Genomic DNA, 16,007 nt, shown 5'->3' with positions numbered 1-16,007 from the left:
CACGCGCACCGACGGACCGCCCTGCGACCGCGCCTCGTTGCCGTGCAGGAAGAGCCCGACCGAGCGGGGCCGCGTCCGCCGCGGCGACCGCGGGGCGGCGGGGGCGAGCGACAGGCCCGCGCCGGCGGCCACCGCACGGAAGACGCGGTCATGGCCCTCCGCCCAGCCGTCCCAGGTCCGGTCAAGGACGCTTGCACGCAGGGCGCGCTTCTTCTCGACCAGTCGGAGCAGCACGCGCCGCAGGTCGGCCGCGTTGCCGACCTCGTATTCTTCGTGCGGGAATTCCGGCACCCAGCCGATCGCAGGCGCGATCACCTCCGTGCCGCAGGCGAGCGCCTCGGCCACGCACATCGGCCCGCCCTCGTAGAGCGCCGGAACGAGCACGTAGTCGAGGCCGCGGTAGTAGTCGGGCATCGCCGCATCGGGCAGGGACAGGGCAGGTCCGGGCCAGCCCTCGCCGGTGAAGGACCACTCGATCTCCGGGATGTCCATCACCTGCGCGACGAGGTGCTCGCCCTTGCGCCCGGTGTGGTAGGTGCGGCCGACCACGCCGATCCGGAGCTTCGGCTGGAAGGTCTCGAGGTCGACGCCGGGCGAGATGGTCGTCACCTGCGCGATGCCCGCGTCGCGCAGCACGCCTTCGTAGAGCCGCGCGTGGCAGACGCAGTGCTCCACATCGCGCGCCACGGCGAAGAACCGGTCATGCGCCTCGCCCTCGGGCTCGAGATGGGCGAAGTAGGCGACCTCGACCGGCGACAGGCGCCGCCGGCGGCACGCGAAGGTCATGTAGTACTGGATCGCCGCATCCGGGTCGGGACCGTCGCCGAAGCTCACATAGGGAAGGCGGCGGGAGATCTCATGCGCCAGCCTTTCGAGGATCCAGCCGCGGTCGGAGGTGACGATGTTCACCCGGCTCATGCGACGCGCGGCCTGGCCGGGGCTGCGCGACGGCGCGCGAGGCGGATTGGGCTGCTCCCCACGTCGAGTTCCCGAAACGGTGGATGCCGGCGCGCGGCCCGGCCTCAAGGCGGGTCCCTCATAGCGACGGCCCAACCTGCGCGCCATCCCCGCCGCCCCCGATCGCCCTCTGCGCGAGGCGGGTGGCGGGGGGGATGCCGCGCCGCTATCCTGACCGCCTTGGCGGAACGGCCGCCGTCCTCGGGCCCATGCCGGAGCGCGGCCAGCCGGCGGCATGTCGCCCGGCGCTGCCGCAGCGCATGGCGCAGGATTCGCAGAGTTCGCAGAGGGAAGCGTGGGCCAGATCCTCGTCACCGGCGCCGCCGGCTTCATCGGCGCGCATGTCTGCCAGGCCCTGCTGGCGCGCGGCGAACAGGTGGTCGGCCTCGACAACCTGAACCCCTACTACGATCCGGCCCTGAAACATGCGCGACTCCAGGCGCTGACCGGCGGCGCGCCGCCCGGCGCCTTCGGCTTCCACCGGGTGGACCTGGCCGACCACGGCGCGGTGCTGGACCTCTTCGCGGCGCATCCGGGGCTCGACCGCGTCGTGCATCTCGGCGCCCAGGCCGGCGTGCGCTGGTCGCTCGAGGCGCCCTTCGCCTACACAGCGGCGAACGTCACCGGGACGCTGGCGGTGCTGGAAGGCGTGCGCCGCAGCGAGGGACGGATCCGGCATCTCGTGCACGCCTCGACCAGCTCGGTCTACGGTTCGCGTACCGACGGCGCCTTCGTCGAGGGCGACCGCACCGACCGCCCCGCCTCGCTCTACGCCGCGACCAAGCTCGGGGCGGAGCTGATGGCGACGAGCTACGCGCAGCTCTATGGCCTGCGCATCAGCGGGCTGCGCTTCTTCACCGTCTACGGGCCCTGGGGACGGCCCGACATGGCCTATTGGCTGTTCACCGAGGCGATGCTGCAGGGCCGCCCGATCCGCCTGTTCAATGGCGGCCGCATGCGGCGCGACTTCACCTATGTGGACGACGTCGTCTCCGGCGTGCTGGCGGTGCTGGACCACCCGCCGGCCGAGCCCGCGCACCGGATCCACAACATCGGGAACAGCCACCCCGAGGAGCTGCTGGACATGGTCGCGCTCCTCGAGGAGTTGCTCGGGGTGAAGGCGGTCCGCGAGTTGCTGCCGATGCAGCCGGGCGACGTGCCGGCCACCTTCGCCGACGTCTCGGCGATGCAGCGCGACTTCGGCTGGCGCCCCAGCACGGACCTTCGCACCGGGCTCGGCCGCTTCGTCGCCTGGTGGCGCGGGCATTTCGGCTGACCGGGCCCGGCGCCCCGGCCCTTGCGCCGCCGCCCCGGCGGTGGCAGCCACCCGCCCCATGACACCCCAGATCGTCGAGGTCGGCCCGGTGCGGCTGGCCAACAGCCTGCCCATCGCGCTGATCGCCGGGCCCTGCCAGATGGAAAGCCGCGCGCATGCGCTGGAGACCGCGCAGGCGCTGAAGGAGATCGCCGCGCGGCGCGGCATCGGGCTGATCTACAAGACGAGCTTCGACAAGGCGAACCGCACCTCCGGCAAGGCGGCGCGCGGGATGGGCATGGCCGCCGCGCTGCCGGTCTTCGCCGAAATCCGCGAGAGCCTCGGCCTGCCGGTGCTGACCGACGTGCATGAGAGCGCGCAATGCGCCCCGGTGGCGGAGGCGGTGGACGTGCTGCAGATCCCGGCCTTTCTCTGCCGCCAGACCGACCTGCTGCTCGCCGCCGCAGCCACGGGGCGGGCGGTGAACGTCAAGAAGGGCCAGTTCCTGGCGCCGTGGGACATGGTGAACGTCGCGGCCAAGGTCACCGACGCTGGCAACCCGCGCGTGATCCTGACCGAGCGCGGCGCGTCCTTCGGATACAACACGCTGGTCTCCGACATGCGCGCGCTGCCGATCATGGCGCGCACCGGCCACCCCGTGGTGTTCGACGCGACGCATTCCGTGCAGCAGCCGGGGGGGCAGGGGAGTTCCTCGGGCGGGCAGCGGGAGTTCGTCGAGACGCTGGCGCGCGCCGCCGTCGCGGTCGGTGTCGCGGGCCTCTTCATCGAGACGCATCCCGACCCCGACAAGGCGCCGTCGGACGGGCCGAACATGGTCCCGCTGCGGGAGTTCGAGGCGCTGATCGCCCGCCTGCAGGCGATCGACGCGCTGGTGAAGGGCTTCTGAGATCGGGCCATGAACCTCAACCCGCTCGTCCTGATCCCCGCGCGCATGGCGGCCACGCGGCTGCCGAACAAGCCGATGGCCGACATCCATGGCGAGCCGATGATCGTGCATGTCTGGCGCCGCGCCGTGGAAGCCGCGATCGGCGAGGTCGTTGTCGCCACCGACAGCGCGGAGATCGCGGAGGCGGTGACGCGCGCGGGCGGGCGCGTGCAGATGACCCGCGCCGACCATCCCTCCGGCTCCGACCGCATCCATGAGGCGGTCTCGGCGCTCGACCCGACCGGCCTGCACGATGCGGTGGTGAACGTGCAGGGCGACCTGCCGACCATCGAGCCCGCCACGATCCGCGCCGCGCTGATCCCGCTGATGGATCCGGCGGTGGATCTCGCGACCCTGGTCGCGGAGATCACGCGGGAGGAGGAGCGGACGGCCTCGCAGGTGGTGAAGATGGTGGGCAGCGAGCTGGCGCCCGGCCGCTTCCGCTGCCTCTACTTCACCCGCGCCACGGCGCCCTGGGGCGAGGGGCCGCTCTGGCACCATATCGGGCTCTATGCGTGGCGGCGCGCGGCGCTGGCGCGCTTCGTGGCGCTGCCGCCCTCCGGCCTCGAGAAGCGCGAGAAGCTCGAGCAGCTGCGCGCGCTGGAGGCCGGGATGCGCATCGAGGCGGTGGCGGTGGACGCGGTGCCGCTTGGCGTGGACACGCCGGAGGACCTGGCGCGCGCGCGGGAGATGCTGGCGTGAGCGAGGCGGCACGGCGCGCGACCCTGCTGCGCACCCTCACGCTGGAAGTGGAGGGGCTGCAGGCGCTGCATGGCGCGCTGGAGGGCGAGCTCGGCGCGCGCGTGCTCGAAGCCGTGGCACTCACCCTGGCGCTGCCCGGGCGCGTGATCGTCACCGGCATGGGCAAGTCCGGCCATGTCGGGCGCAAGATCGCGGCGACGCTGGCCTCCACCGGCACGCCGGCGCATTTCGTGCACCCGGCGGAAGCGAGCCACGGCGACCTCGGCATGATCGGGCGCGAGGATGCGGTGCTCGCGCTCTCCTGGTCGGGCGAGGCGCCGGAACTCGCCGACATCATCGCCTATACGCGCCGCTTCGACGTGAAGCTGATCGCCATCACCTCGCGGCCCGACAGTGCGCTCGGCAGCGCGGCCGACATCCTGCTGGCGCTGCCGCGGATGCCGGAGGCCTGCCCGAACGGGCTGGCGCCGACCACCAGCACGACGATGCAGCTCGCCCTCGGCGATGCCCTGGCGATGGCCCTGCTGGAGGCGCGCGGCTTCTCGCCCCAGGATTTCCGGGAGTTCCATCCGGGCGGCAAGCTCGGCGCGCGGCTCAAGCATGCGCGTGACCTCATGCACGGGCCGGCCGAGCTGCCGCTCGTGCCGCCCGCGGCGACGCTCGAACAGGCGATCGTGGAGATGACGTCGCGGCGCTTCGGGGTTACCGGCGTGGTGGAGGACGGTCGCCTCGTCGGCGTGCTGACCGACGGCGACCTGCGGCGCGCCTTCCAGCGCGGCCTGGCGATGGATCGTCCGGTGGCCGAGGCGATGACCCGCACGCCGCGCACCGCGGCGCCCGAGGACCTCGCCCCCGACCTGCTCGGCGTGATGAACGAGAAGCGGATCACGAGCCTCTTCGTGGTGGAGGACGGGCGCCCCGTCGGCATCCTGCACCTGCACGACCTGCTGCGGGCGGGGGTGATGTAGGGCGCCGCCCGTCGGGCGTTCGACGCCGGGCCCGCGCCTTGGACCGCCCGGCGCCCCGGTGCTAGGTTGCGCGCCATGCCGCACGAGAGCCAGAAGGCGCGCATCTACCGCGCGCCGAAATCCCCCATGCAGTCCGGCCGCGCCCGCACGCAGGACTGGGTCCTGCAATACGAGCCGCTGGAGCCGAAGCGGATCGACCCGCTGACCGGCTGGTCCGGCTCGGGCGACACCAACGGCCAACTGCGCCTCGCCTTCCCGACCGCCGAGGCGGCGGTGGCCTATGCCGAGGCGAAGGGCATCCCCTATGAGGTCGAGCCCGCGCCGCCGGTGCGCGCCGAGATCAAGCCGAAGAGCTACGCCGACAATTTCCGCTTCGGCCGGACCGACAACTGGACGCACTGATTATTGCCTCAGGCGCCGGCGCGCGCTCCGCGCGCTTGGCTTTGCGCGCCGCAGACATGGCGCGCCCGGCGGGCCTGACGGTCGTGGCGCGGCGGCCGCTGTGCGGCCGCACCCTCGCTTGGCCGCCCCGGTATCTGCGCTGGCCAGTATCCCGGTCGCACAACTCGGGTCGCGCCCTCAGAACCTGACCAGCAGCCGCACGAAGGCAGCGTGTTCCGACAGTTCGTCGGCGGCCACGCCATCCGGACGGCGCGTGATGCGGCGGACGCCTTCCAGGTCCAGCTGGACGCGCTCGTCGAATTGCAGCCTGACGCCGCCGCCCCAGGATGACAATCGCCGGTCGAGCGCGGCAGGCCCGTTGTCCTCGGCCCAGCCCATGTCGCGGAACAGGTAGAACTGGCTGCCGAGGCGCAGCTCCGCCCCGCCCGGCCAGCCGGCTGGCATCGCGATCTCGAACAGCCGGCCCAGTTGGAGCTCGAGCGACCCGGCCACAGCGCGGTCGCCCGTCACCTGGCCGGCATAGAAGCCGCGGCCCAGCCGGGTGCCGCCGAGGAAGAACTTCTCGGCCGGCGGCAGCACATCCTCGCTCCATTGCCCCGCGACGCTGCCCTGCAGCGCGAGCAGCCAGCCCTCGAACTCGGCCAGCGGCTGCAGCCGCGTCACCTCCGCGACGAGCTTGGTGAAGCCGGACTCGCTGCCGGGGCGGGAGCCGCGCCCATCGGCCGAGGCGCCGAGCGCCTCGATCCCCTGCGACAGCCGGAGCGAGCCGGCGGTGGAGGCGGCGACCGGCGCGAAGCCGACAAGGCCGTCGAGCGCCGCGCCCTCGACGCCGAAGCGCAGCACGCGCACCGCGTCGCGACCCTGCCGCGTGCGTCCGAGCCCCGGCGCGTCGCGCGCCTCCACCGTGCTCTCGAAGGCATCGAGCCCGGCGGTCAGGGTGAGATTGAGCGGGCGGCTGCGGATCAGCGGATAGAGCAGCGCCGCGCCGGCGACGCGCGTGTCGCCGACATAGCCGATCGCGGCGAGCGGCGAGCCCGGCACGGCGCGGCCGGCGCCCGCATAGGCGCGCAGCCGCAGCCCCGAGGCACCGAGGAACAGCTCCTCCGTCACCTGCACGAAGCCCTGGCCGGCACCGTCCGTGCCGAGCAGCGCGACCTCCGTCCGCTCGCCGAGCGAGGTCAGGCTGTTGAGCTGGCCGACCAGCAGCCCCTGCCAGGCACCGGTTCCCTCGAAGCCGCGATTGTCCAGGCTGAAGAAGCCGGTCACGGCCCGCCGCTCCAGCCGCACCACGAGCTGCAGCGCGCCCGGCTCTCCCGGCAGCGGCCGCAGCACGCCGCGCGCCGTCACGCCGGGGATGTCGGAGGCGAGCAGCAGCGCGCGTTCCAGCGCCGCGCCCGGCAGCGGCCGCTCGCCGACCAGAGGCTGCAGGAATTGTCGCGCCGGCTGCGCCGCCGGCTCGATCTCGCCTTCGAGCAGCAGGTCGGCGACGAAGCCCTCGGTGATCAGGATGCGGAGCCCCGCCGCGCCGTCCGGCTCCGCGACCAGGCTCGCCGCGACGGCGACGTAGGGAAAGCCGGCCTCCCGATACGCGCGCAGCACACCGAGGCGCGCGGCCTCGACCTCCGCGAGCGTCACGCTACGGCCTTCCACGGCAGCCAGCGACTGGCGGAGCACGCCGTCCGGCAGGGCTTGGTTGCCCGCGATCGTGGCGCGCCCGATCCGGACAGCGCGTTGCGCGCCCGGGCCGACGGCGGCCTCCGGCTCCGGCGGCAGCAGCGACGGGCCGAGGTCCGGCGGGGCAGGGGGTGCGACCCGCTCGATCACCCCGGGAAGAGGCGGCGGCAGTTGGGCCCAGGCCGGCGCAGCCGGCGCGAGCATGGCGAGGGCGCCGGCCAGGGCCGGCAGTCGCGCGTGGATGGGCCGCACTGTCCTTCCTCGGGGGCGGCCCGCCATGCCGGACAAACCGATACGCTGTTAGGGGCGCGCCATTTATCAACCTATCGTTGCTTATCCGTGAAGGTCAGGGCAATGGGCTTGATGCGTCGATGCCTACTCGCGCGGCGGCCAGGGTGGTAAGCGCGGCGTCACAGGCGCCCGTAGCTCAGCTGGACAGAGCATCGGATTTCTAATCCGTCGGTCGGGGGTTCGAGTCCCTCCGGGCGCGCCAGACGCCTGCCTCAGGTCCAGCGGGCGAGGCGGGGCGGCGCGCCTTCATCTCGCTGATCGTGCGGCGGCCGCTGGGTCGCCGCCGTGTCCGGGTCTGCCTAGGCGACGCGGTTCAGGCGGCCCGCGCCGCCTTTTCGAGGATCGGGTCGAGGAAGGCGAGGAAGGCGTCGATGTCGAGCGTCCAGCTGTCTGGCTCGGCAGGGTCGGGGGCTGTCTCGGCCTGGGTGAAGCAACGGTAGCGGTGGCCGAGCAGCCCTGCGAGCCGAGCGAACTGCGGCCACACGAAGCTGGATTGAAAAATCTCGACGATCGAGCAACCCGGCGGCGCAAAACCGATATTCGACAGCCCCGCGCCGTGCGGCCCGACGATGAGGCGCGCTTCGGTGAAGGCGAGAACCTGCTCGCGGTAGCCGAGTTCGCGCGCGTCGAAAACGCGTCCGCCCAGCGCTTCCATGCGCGACATCAGCGCGGCCTCATTTCTCATGCGCCGCCTCGCGCTGCCGAGCCGTGAGACGTAGACCACGCGTTCCCCCTGAGGCGGGTGTCCGCTGCGCAGTACGCTGGCGCGGACGCGCTGCATGGCTTTCGCCGTCATCAGGTCAACCGAGCGGTCGCGGGCCATGACGAGCGTCGTAGGAAAGACAGCGTGGCCGGCGGTGAGCACTGGTTCCGTAGCCAGGGTCCGGGTGACGCCAAGGTCAGCAGCGAGCAGGCCGACAGCCTCGGCGTGGAAGGCGGTGTACGGAGGCACCAACACTTCGGCCTCCGGCAAGTGTTGGCGGAGTTGCTCGGCAAGTAGCAGCGTGCCGAGGTGCTCATCATGGAAATGGTAATGGTCGGTCCTGTTGCCGGCATAGGTGCCGCAATGGGTGACGATTGCCGTCGGCACCTCGCGGGCGGCCTGCATCGGCGTCAGGAAAGGCGCCAGCCCTGCCTCGGCCGGAATCCTGAGGTTACCCGCATGCCAACTTTCGTCGAGCAACCCGAGCCGGGGCGAGGCGACCAGGCCGGCTGTTCCGAGAACAGCTCCACCCTCGATAACCGCCGCTTCGAGCGGCGGTTCGGAGTAAGGGCGGGTGAATCGTTTGAGCAGTCCGCCGGCTTTCTCCATTCGCTCGGCGTCCAGCGGATCGAGCGGCGTGCACGGCTTCGCCACGGCGTCGCGCAGAATGAGGCGAAGGTCGCCATGCAGCCGGTCACCTGGCCGGGCCTCCGGCAGCGAGCCGAGGACAAAGCGACGCAGCGCTGCGGCCGGCAGGGCGCGGGGGAGCGGGAGCGTCTCGAATCGAGGTACCATGGCCGAGAGACCGAGGCTGCCGAGTGCCGTGCCTCCGTGGTCTCGCACAACCAAGGAAAGCTCGGTTTCACCGGACGGGAGCTCACCAGCCGGCAACTCCACTGCGAGCTCATGCCCATGCTCACTCAGGCGAAGCGGGGCAGTTGTCGAGGCGCGCCCGCCAGGCCAAGTCAGATCAACGGACACGGAGCCCGGCGGCGGGCCCGGTAGAGTTCCGACCAAGCGAAGCGGCAGACGCATGCCGACGCCAGGCAGCGAGACGGCGGGGGCCGTCGCCTCCAGTCGGAGCGGCGCGGTCACCACGGCGTCGGGATCGGGTTTCTTGACCGACCAGAGAGAGTCGAAGCACTCGACACGCGTGCCATAGCGCGCTGCAAGTTTTTCGGCCTCTGTGATCACATCCGGCCATCTGCGGGCATAGTCATGCCCGGCAATCACGCCTCCGGGCTTCACATGTTCCGACCAGAACGCGATGTTCTCGGCGAGTGCCGGATTCGTGTGGACGGCGTCATCGACAAAGAGATCGACCGGCAACGACCAATCCCTTGCGACCTCGGGGCTGTAGCCCTGAATCGCAACGATGTTGTCGCAATCCGCAGTGAAGGCATCGAAAGCCGCGCGCCCGAACGGCGGTGCGCTTTGCGGGCCTTCGACACCGTGGATGATCCACTTCACACGCTGCCACGGATCTATGCAGAAGACCCGCGTCCCGGGCGAGCAGTGCTTCGCCATGTGCCAGGCTGACAGGCCATACAGGCTGCCGACCTCAACGATCACGCCGCCGGGCGGAACCGCTTGTGCAAGCTCGATCAATCGCAGCAACTCAACGTCGGTCATCTGGCCGGGAATGGAGCGATTGAGCCGGATGGCTGGCGCGGCGGGACGGCCCGTGCGCGACAAATGCGCAAGATAATCCGCCATCGCCGCTGGCTTGCCCCTGTACCCAACGCCGGAGTTGAAATGGACGAGGCCGATGGGAGGCGCGCTCAGGTCTGGTTGGCGGTTGCCCAGCGTCCGGATGAAGCCGTTGAGCACGTCCGTGTCGGGACGCGTGATCGTTTGCAAGGCATAGTTGAAGAAAGGCTGATCACCGATCGCAGCATTGAAATCCGGCTCCGTCGCGGCATAGGCGCGAAGGCTCGTCAGCATCTGGCGAAATACAGGCGCGGCCGTTGCCTTATCCGCGAAGCCGAAGGAACCAGAATTAAGGCACTGCGGAGCAGCGCCCTTCGGCGGATGTTTGTTGAAGATGAAGGCGCCGAAGAAGGGTCGCAGCTTGCCGGCTTCCGCCACGCTGCGGCCAGGGTATTCGGCCACCGCGTGAAAGCCCTCCCGGCAGTTCAGGGCGTCGAACAACGGCCCGATCGGCGCATCGCAGATCACATCGCTGTCGAGGTAGAGGACCGGTTGGAAGCGTTCGATGGGTAGATCGTCGATCTGATATCGTGCCGTGAGCATGGCAAAGACCGAATCAGGGCGCTTCCGTACCAAGACCATCTTGTCGGCGAAGCCGGTCGGGATCAGTTGACGTAGCGCCGCTTCATCACGGTCGGTGACCAGCAGGATATGGCCGTCATACGCGCCAAACTCGGAGATGGAGCGGAGGAACAGTTCCAGTTGGCGGAACTGCGTGTCGGACCCGAAGGCGCAGCTATAGATTAGCGGCCGGTAGGCTCGGGCCTGACCTATGCGCCAATCATCGTGGACCAGTCGCAAACACCGCACGGTGCCATCCTGGCTCTCGATGATGCAGGTATTGGGATCAGCATCGAGGGCGACGCGCCAGGGGCCGAACTCGAGCGCAAAGCCGGGGCCGAGTCGTATCGCCTGTGCCCTGACGTGCTGGCCGTCATGCAGGGTCCAATCCTGGGCGCCGAGGCCGAGCAGAGCGCGCAAGCGGTCGTCGGCGATTCTCAGGAAGCGCGTCTGCGGCGTGCGTGGGTCCAACGTTGGCCTCAGCGAGCCATCCTCGGCTGCCTCCAGCAACACGCCGTCGCGGCGGAGCCGGACATACCCGTCCGCCTCCGTCTCCGCTTGCGCAGGGGCCAAGAAGTTACGCGGCGCCGTGCCGGCTTCGCCATGGCACAGAGCCGACACCGCGTCCTCGTAGACCAGCGTGCCGAACCATGTCAGCAGGCGTTCCAAAGTGGGGCACTCTCCGCAGACTACTGCCACCGTCGCTTCAACCCAAATCGTGGCCGGGCCCACGGTGATCGGCAAGATGTTGCGAGTGCAGTCCGTGCCCCCTCGGCCACCCGGTTGATAGGTTGCGATGGAGCGGGTCACGAGGACCCAGGCACGTCCTCGTCAGGCACTTCATCGACCCGAACCGATTGCCCCGCCGTGCGTGCCATCGGCAACTTCCGCTGTGCATCGCCTGTCAAGCGCCGCCGGTGATCAAGGCGTACCGCCAGGTGCTGGTCGCGGCTCGGGCGCATTGTTAAGACAGCCGCATGAGCCCCGATCGCCCCGTGCGACACGAGCATCCCTATGCCAGGCTGCCCGACCGCCACTTCTGGCGCCGGACCGCTGCTGCCTGGGCGGCGGGCGAGGCCGGAGATATCTACCGCCCGAAGTTCTCCATCGACCGCGACACGCCGATCGCCACGGCGGGCAGTTGCTTCGCCCAGCACGTCACTCGCGCCCTGCGGAAGGCCGGCTGCAACCTGCTCGACGTCGAGCCCGCGCCGGGACTTCTACCGCCGGATCGCTGGGCCGATTTCGGCTACGGCCTCTACTCCGCGCGATACGGCAACATCTACACCGCCCGCCAGCTTCGCAATCTGGTGGAAGCCGCGCTCGGCCGCCGCGCCATCGAGGAAGCCTGGGAGCAGGGCGGTCGCTGGTTCGATCCGATGCGCCCCGCCATCGAGCCCGGTGGATTCGGCTCGGAAGAGGAGATGCGGGCGTTGCGGCGCGCCCACCATGCCGCGATCCGCCGCCTGATCGAGCAGGCCGGCCTCCTGGTCTTCACGCTGGGCCTGACGGAATGCTGGATGAACGCCGTCGAAGGGCACGCCTATCCCGTCTGCCCGGGCACCGTGGCCGGCGAGTTCGACCCCGCCCGCCACATCTTCCGCAATCTCACCGTCGCCGAGGTCGTCGAGGATCTCCGCGCCGTGCTCGCGCTGGGGCGGGAGGTCAACCCGGCGCTCCGGCTGCTGCTGACGGTCTCGCCGGTGCCGCTGGTCGCCACCGCCACCGATGCCCACGTCGTCGTGGCGACCGCCCAGGCGAAGGCCGTGCTCCGCGCGGCGGCCGCCGAGGTCGCCGCGGGCGATCCCGGCGTGGACTACTTTCCCTCCTTCGAACTCGTGACGTCGCATCTTTCCGGCGACTGCTTCGAGGCAGACCGCCGCAATGTGCGGGCGGGGGCGGTGGAGCGCGTCATGGCTTGCTTCCTCGGGGCCTGCGGGCTTGGCGTTCCGGTCGAGGCACTGCCGAGCGCGGCTGGCCCTGCCGAGGCGGAGGATGCCGACGAGGCCGAGGCGATGCGGGTCATCTGCGACGAGGTCGAGATCGATCCGGAACTGGCCAGCGCGCGATGAGGCTCCATGTGCTCGGCGATTCGCATGTCGTGTCGCTGGCTTTGGGCCGGCGCGCCTTGCCTGCCGGCGCCTGGCCGGACGCGGTGCCGATCGTCAAGCTGTTCTCCTTCCCGGCCACGCTCAAGCCGTTCCATCACCTTGCGCCCGGCGGCGTCGGCTTTCTCGACGAGAACATGGCCCGACGCTTCCTGGCCGTCAGCGGCAGCGCCGTGATGCGACCGGAGGGCGACGTCTTCGCGATATCGCTGCCCTTCTCCACCAGCCTGCTGCTCTGGAGCGCGACCTGGCGGACGCACCGGCCCTGGCGCTGCTGCGCGGAGGGGCTCCAGCCCGTCAGCGACGCCGCCGTCACGGCCATCGTGCGCGAGCATTTCCGCCATGCCTTCGCCTGGCTCGCCGACCTTCGCCGCGCCGGCGTACGCTTCTTCGTCGTGGAATCCCCGCCGGTGCGGCGCGATGATATCGGGGTGAAAAAGACGGGAGCGCCGGAGGCGGTGCTCGAGATCGACCGGCTCGCGCGCGGTGCGATCGATGCGGAACTCGCCGGCCTCGGCATCCCCGTGCTGCGGGCGCCGATCGAGGCGTATCAGGGCCTGCCGCGGGCGAGCTTCCTGCGGCCCGAATTCGGCGAACCGAGCGACCGCCATCACGCCAACGCCGCCTATGGCGCCCTCCAGCTGCCGCGCCTGCTGGATTTCGCGACCTGCTTCGACGACGCCCAGGGGACGCCGGCGCGCCATGCCGTGACGCTGATGCGCGCGGAGGCGCTTTGCGCCGCCGGCGACACAGAAGCGGGCTTTGCGATGTTCGAGGCGGCGCTCGCCGAAGTCGATCTAAGCACCGACCGCGCGGGCTTCGCCGCCGTGGCCGAGCGCTATCTCACCGCTGCCGCTCGCGGCCGCGATCACGTGGAGCAGGCCCGGACCTTGCGGGAGAGGCTGCTCGCCATGGCGGGGGGCGTGCTTCCGCTGGGCGCCGAACTCGCCGCGGCGCGGTCCAAGGTCCTGCTGAGCTGGTCCGACCGCCTGAAGATCTACCAGCGTGCACTGCACGAGGGCGCGGTCGCGCCGCTCCGCGCCGAGGCGGTCCGGGGTGGACTTGCCGCGGCGATCACGGTGCGCGACCGCGGCGCGCTCCATTTCTTTGTCACCGAGGCCGAACGCCTCCGCGAGGAGATCGCCGCCGAGCGCGACGCCGCCGAGATCTGGCGTTTGTTGGGTGACGCGCTGCTGTTGCTCGATCTGCCGGAGCGGGCCGGCCTGTTCTACGGCACGGCGCGGGCGGAGCGGCCCGCTATGCTGCCGGCCCTGCTCGGCGAGGCCTGTGTCGCGCTCGACGCCGGGGACCTCGCGGCCGCCAAGGCAGGGTTCGAGGCGGCGCTGGACCTGCCCGAGGCGTCCGGGGATCCACTGCTCGCGACGCTGCTTGCACATGCCGCCGATGCGCTGGCGCCGGCGCCCGTCCAGCCTGCCGTGGAGGCCTTCGTCTTCACGCATCTCCACCGCAAGGAGAAGCTGCAGGTCTTCGGCGACCTCGCCGGGCCCGGTCTCGGCCTGATCCAGCGCACGGTGATGACCATGCGCGAGCGGATGGAGTTGCGACCGGACTTCCCGATCACAGTGCTCTACGACCATCGAGAGACCGAGGAGAACGCGATCTACCGCCGCAATCTCGAAGCCTGGTGCGCGGAGGCCGGCCTCGGGCTCGTGGTCAATCACGGCAATGGGCTCAGGCGGCAATGGCTCGACGCCATGGCGCGGGCCAGGACCGACCTCGTGCTGCTGATCGAGCACGACCTGGAGTTCCAGCCGGAGTGTCCGCCGCTCTCGCGCGTGGTGGAGACGATGCTGGCGCGGCCGGATGCCTTCTACATCCGATACGCCCGCCGATCGAACGTCGTCGCCGGCTACGACAGCATTCTGACCCAGGGCAGGCGGGATCGCGAAAGCCGGCTTTGCCGCACGCCGACCTTCTCCAACAACCCACAGATCATCCGCCGCGACTACCTGCTCCGCGTCATTCGGCCGCTGATCTCCGAGAGTACCGCCGCCGACCAGGAGAATTTCGGTGCGGGCGGCGTCGAGCGGACGGTCAACAACCGCTACCGCTACGTCGAATCGCGCGCGGGACTGCCGGCGGCCATGCGACTGTTCGGCACCTTCGTCTGGGGCCACCCGGGCGAGCCCCGCACAGCGACGCATATCGGACGGTGATCGCCTTCGCCTGCGCCAGCGGCAGTTTCCGCACCGCGCGAAGGCGCCGGACGACCATCACGCCGTCCTGGCCAGGATCGGGTCCAGGAAGGCGAGGAAGGCATCGAGATCGAGCGTCCAGCTGCCGGGATCTCCGGCCTCGTCCCCATCACGCTGGGTGAAGCAGCGGTAAGGGCAACCCAGCAGCGCCGCGAGGCGCGGATAGAATGGCAGGGTGAAGCTCGCCTGGAAGATCTCGACCAGCGTCGCGCCCGGCGCCGCGAAACCTATGTTCGTCAGCCCGGCCCCATGCGGCCCGATCACGACCCGTGCGTCGGCGAAGCACAGAACCTGCTCGCGATAGCTCCGCCCACCGGCAGTGAAGATCCCGACGCCGCGCGATGCGAGCGCCTCCACGAGACGGTCCTCGTTCCGCATGCGCCGGCTCGTCGCATCCAGTCGCGAGACATAGACCGCACGCGCGCCATGCGCCGTCCCGCCCGCCAGCGCGTTGCGGCGAATGCGCTGCAGCGCCTCGGCCATCAGCGGGTCGTTGGCGCGCTCTGCATTGCCCAGCACGGCGCTCGGAAAGACGAGCCGCGCGGCGGAGAAGTCCGAGCCGTCCAGCGTGACGGCCGGCCCGAGGTCTGCGCCGAGCAAGGCCACGCTCTCGGCATGCATCGGGGCGTAGTCCGGCACGAGGGCGAAGAGGTCGAGCCCGGGATGGGCCTTCCGCAGCAACTCGACCTGGAGAAGTGCGGCAATGTGCTCGGCGTGGAAGTGGTAGTAGTTCGCCTTGCGCGCGAGATAGGCCGTACGTTGCGTCAGCACGGGCGTGCCATCGAGGTGCTTCGGCGCGCGCGGCGTGCGGAAGGGCCCGAGCGCGAGTTCCTCCGGCCGCATCGTCTTGGCGCCGCGCCAGCTGTCCTCCAGAACGCCCAGGCGGCTCGCCACCACGTTCTGTGGACCGAACACCACTGCCTCCTCCAGCAGCGCGGCGGAGAGCTCCGGCACCTGGTAGCCGCGCACGACCCGTTTCGCGAGGGCACCCGCCTCCGCCATCTGGCGCAGGTCTCGGGGGTCGAGGCTCGTGCCGGCACGGGGCTCGGCCTCACGCATGACCAGCCGGGTGTCGCCCGGCCACGCCGCATGCTCGCCGGCCCGCGGCAGGTCGCGGAGCGCGACGCTGCGCAGGATCGCAGGCGACAGCCGCGCCACGGTGGACGGCGCGGCGAAATCCCATACCTCGGCGACGAGGTCGGTTGTCGCCGCGCCGTCCGGCATATCGGCCGTGACCGACAGCCGGTAACGACCGCCCGGCAGGTCGCCGCGCGGGACGAGCGCCTCGAACACCAGCCCGTCCGCCTCCTGGCTGGCCAGGGCGGTGATCCGGTCCACCCGTCGTGGCGCGGACTCGGCGTCGAGTTGCCAATACAGGGTCAGGGCGACTTCCGCCGACCCGGCCGCGGGTGAGAGGCGCAGCGGCAACCGCATCCCGACGGTCGGCAGGCAGACCGCCGGCCCCAGCGCCTCGAGCCGCGGGTGCAATGAGTTCATCGCAATGTGAGATAAAC

At 70.8% G+C, this 16,007-nt stretch carries 11 protein-coding genes and 1 tRNA gene; 8 read left to right on the top strand and 4 right to left on the bottom strand.

The features are described 5' to 3' along the window. On the bottom strand, positions 1–918 hold a 918-nt coding region (locus L2I40_RS02240), incomplete at its 3' end, for a glycosyltransferase (protein WP_372490982.1). Positions 919–1,252: 334 nt separating this feature from the next. On the opposite strand from L2I40_RS02240, the gene L2I40_RS02235 reads away from it, so the two are divergent. The 5 genes from L2I40_RS02235 to L2I40_RS02215 all read left to right on the top strand — a co-directional run bounded on the left by L2I40_RS02235 (position 1,253) and on the right by L2I40_RS02215 (position 5,230). Then, positions 1,253–2,233 (top strand): NAD-dependent epimerase/dehydratase family protein, encoded by a 981-nt coding sequence (locus tag L2I40_RS02235; RefSeq protein WP_237213228.1) that lies wholly within the window; start codon positions 1,253–1,255, stop codon positions 2,231–2,233. 58 nt (positions 2,234–2,291) lie between these two features. Continuing rightward, positions 2,292–3,119, top strand: coding sequence for a 3-deoxy-8-phosphooctulonate synthase (gene kdsA, locus L2I40_RS02230; protein WP_237213227.1), 828 nt, complete (start codon positions 2,292–2,294; stop codon positions 3,117–3,119). Positions 3,120–3,128: 9 nt separating this feature from the next. Further along, positions 3,129–3,860 carry a 3-deoxy-manno-octulosonate cytidylyltransferase gene (locus L2I40_RS02225; RefSeq protein ID WP_237213226.1) on the top strand — a complete coding sequence of 244 codons (732 nt, stop codon included), beginning with the start codon at positions 3,129–3,131 and terminating at the stop codon, positions 3,858–3,860. Beyond that, entirely contained in the window at positions 3,857–4,828 is a 972-nt protein-coding gene (locus tag L2I40_RS02220) for a KpsF/GutQ family sugar-phosphate isomerase (RefSeq protein ID WP_237213225.1), read from the top strand. The genes L2I40_RS02225 and L2I40_RS02220 overlap by 4 nt, the downstream gene beginning before the upstream one ends. A gap of 75 nt (positions 4,829–4,903) precedes the next feature. Then, positions 4,904–5,230, top strand: coding sequence for an NADH dehydrogenase ubiquinone Fe-S protein 4 (locus tag L2I40_RS02215; protein WP_237213224.1), 327 nt, complete (start codon positions 4,904–4,906; stop codon positions 5,228–5,230). 177 nt (positions 5,231–5,407) lie between these two features. Here the strand turns inward: L2I40_RS02215 and L2I40_RS02210 are convergent, their stop codons facing one another. Continuing rightward, a complete protein-coding gene (locus tag L2I40_RS02210) occupies positions 5,408–7,156 on the bottom strand; it encodes a ShlB/FhaC/HecB family hemolysin secretion/activation protein (RefSeq protein ID WP_237213223.1) in 1,749 nt (582 codons plus the stop codon). A gap of 164 nt (positions 7,157–7,320) precedes the next feature. On the opposite strand from L2I40_RS02210, the gene L2I40_RS02205 reads away from it, so the two are divergent. Continuing rightward, a tRNA-Arg gene (locus tag L2I40_RS02205) sits at positions 7,321–7,397 on the top strand. 111 nt (positions 7,398–7,508) lie between these two features. Here the strand turns inward: L2I40_RS02205 and L2I40_RS02200 are convergent. Then, positions 7,509–10,838, bottom strand: coding sequence for a glycosyltransferase 61 family protein (locus L2I40_RS02200; RefSeq protein ID WP_237213222.1), 3,330 nt, complete (start codon positions 10,836–10,838; stop codon positions 7,509–7,511). A 308-nt stretch (positions 10,839–11,146) separates the two neighbouring features. Between L2I40_RS02200 and L2I40_RS02195 the strand changes: the two genes are divergently transcribed. Together L2I40_RS02195 and L2I40_RS02190 are read left to right on the top strand one after the other, a co-directional pair. Next, positions 11,147–12,241, top strand: a complete 1,095-nt coding sequence (locus L2I40_RS02195) for a GSCFA domain-containing protein (protein ID WP_237213221.1) — start codon at positions 11,147–11,149, stop codon at positions 12,239–12,241. After that, positions 12,238–14,454, top strand: a complete 2,217-nt coding sequence (locus L2I40_RS02190) for a hypothetical protein (RefSeq protein WP_237213220.1) — start codon at positions 12,238–12,240, stop codon at positions 14,452–14,454. Before L2I40_RS02195 ends, L2I40_RS02190 begins: the two co-directional genes overlap by 4 nt. Positions 14,455–14,511: 57 nt before the next feature. On the opposite strand, the gene L2I40_RS02185 is transcribed toward L2I40_RS02190, so the two are convergent. After that, positions 14,512–15,990 (bottom strand): glycosyltransferase family 61 protein, encoded by a 1,479-nt coding sequence (locus L2I40_RS02185; RefSeq protein WP_237213219.1) that lies wholly within the window; start codon positions 15,988–15,990, stop codon positions 14,512–14,514. Positions 15,991–16,007: the final 17 nt, after the last annotated feature.

This window comes from Falsiroseomonas oryziterrae (assembly GCF_021864505.1).
Lineage (GTDB): Bacteria > Pseudomonadota > Alphaproteobacteria > Acetobacterales > Acetobacteraceae > Falsiroseomonas > Falsiroseomonas oryziterrae.
Note: the sequence above shows the minus strand (reverse complement) of the source record. Positions and strands in the feature narration are given on the sequence as shown.

Excerpts from the sequence above, each read along its gene's own strand:
- kdsA (WP_237213227.1), top strand. The coding sequence starts at position 2,292 with ATGACACCCCAGATCGTCGAGGTCGGCCCGGTGCGGCTGGCCAACAGC.
- L2I40_RS02225 (WP_237213226.1), top strand. The coding sequence starts at position 3,129 with ATGAACCTCAACCCGCTCGTCCTGATCCCCGCGCGCATGGCGGCCACG.
- L2I40_RS02215 (WP_237213224.1), top strand. The coding sequence starts at position 4,904 with ATGCCGCACGAGAGCCAGAAGGCGCGCATCTACCGCGCGCCGAAATCC.
- L2I40_RS02195 (WP_237213221.1), top strand. The coding sequence starts at position 11,147 with ATGAGCCCCGATCGCCCCGTGCGACACGAGCATCCCTATGCCAGGCTG.
- L2I40_RS02190 (WP_237213220.1), top strand. The coding sequence starts at position 12,238 with ATGAGGCTCCATGTGCTCGGCGATTCGCATGTCGTGTCGCTGGCTTTG.
- L2I40_RS02185 (WP_237213219.1), bottom strand. The coding sequence starts at position 15,990 with ATGAACTCATTGCACCCGCGGCTCGAGGCGCTGGGGCCGGCGGTCTGC.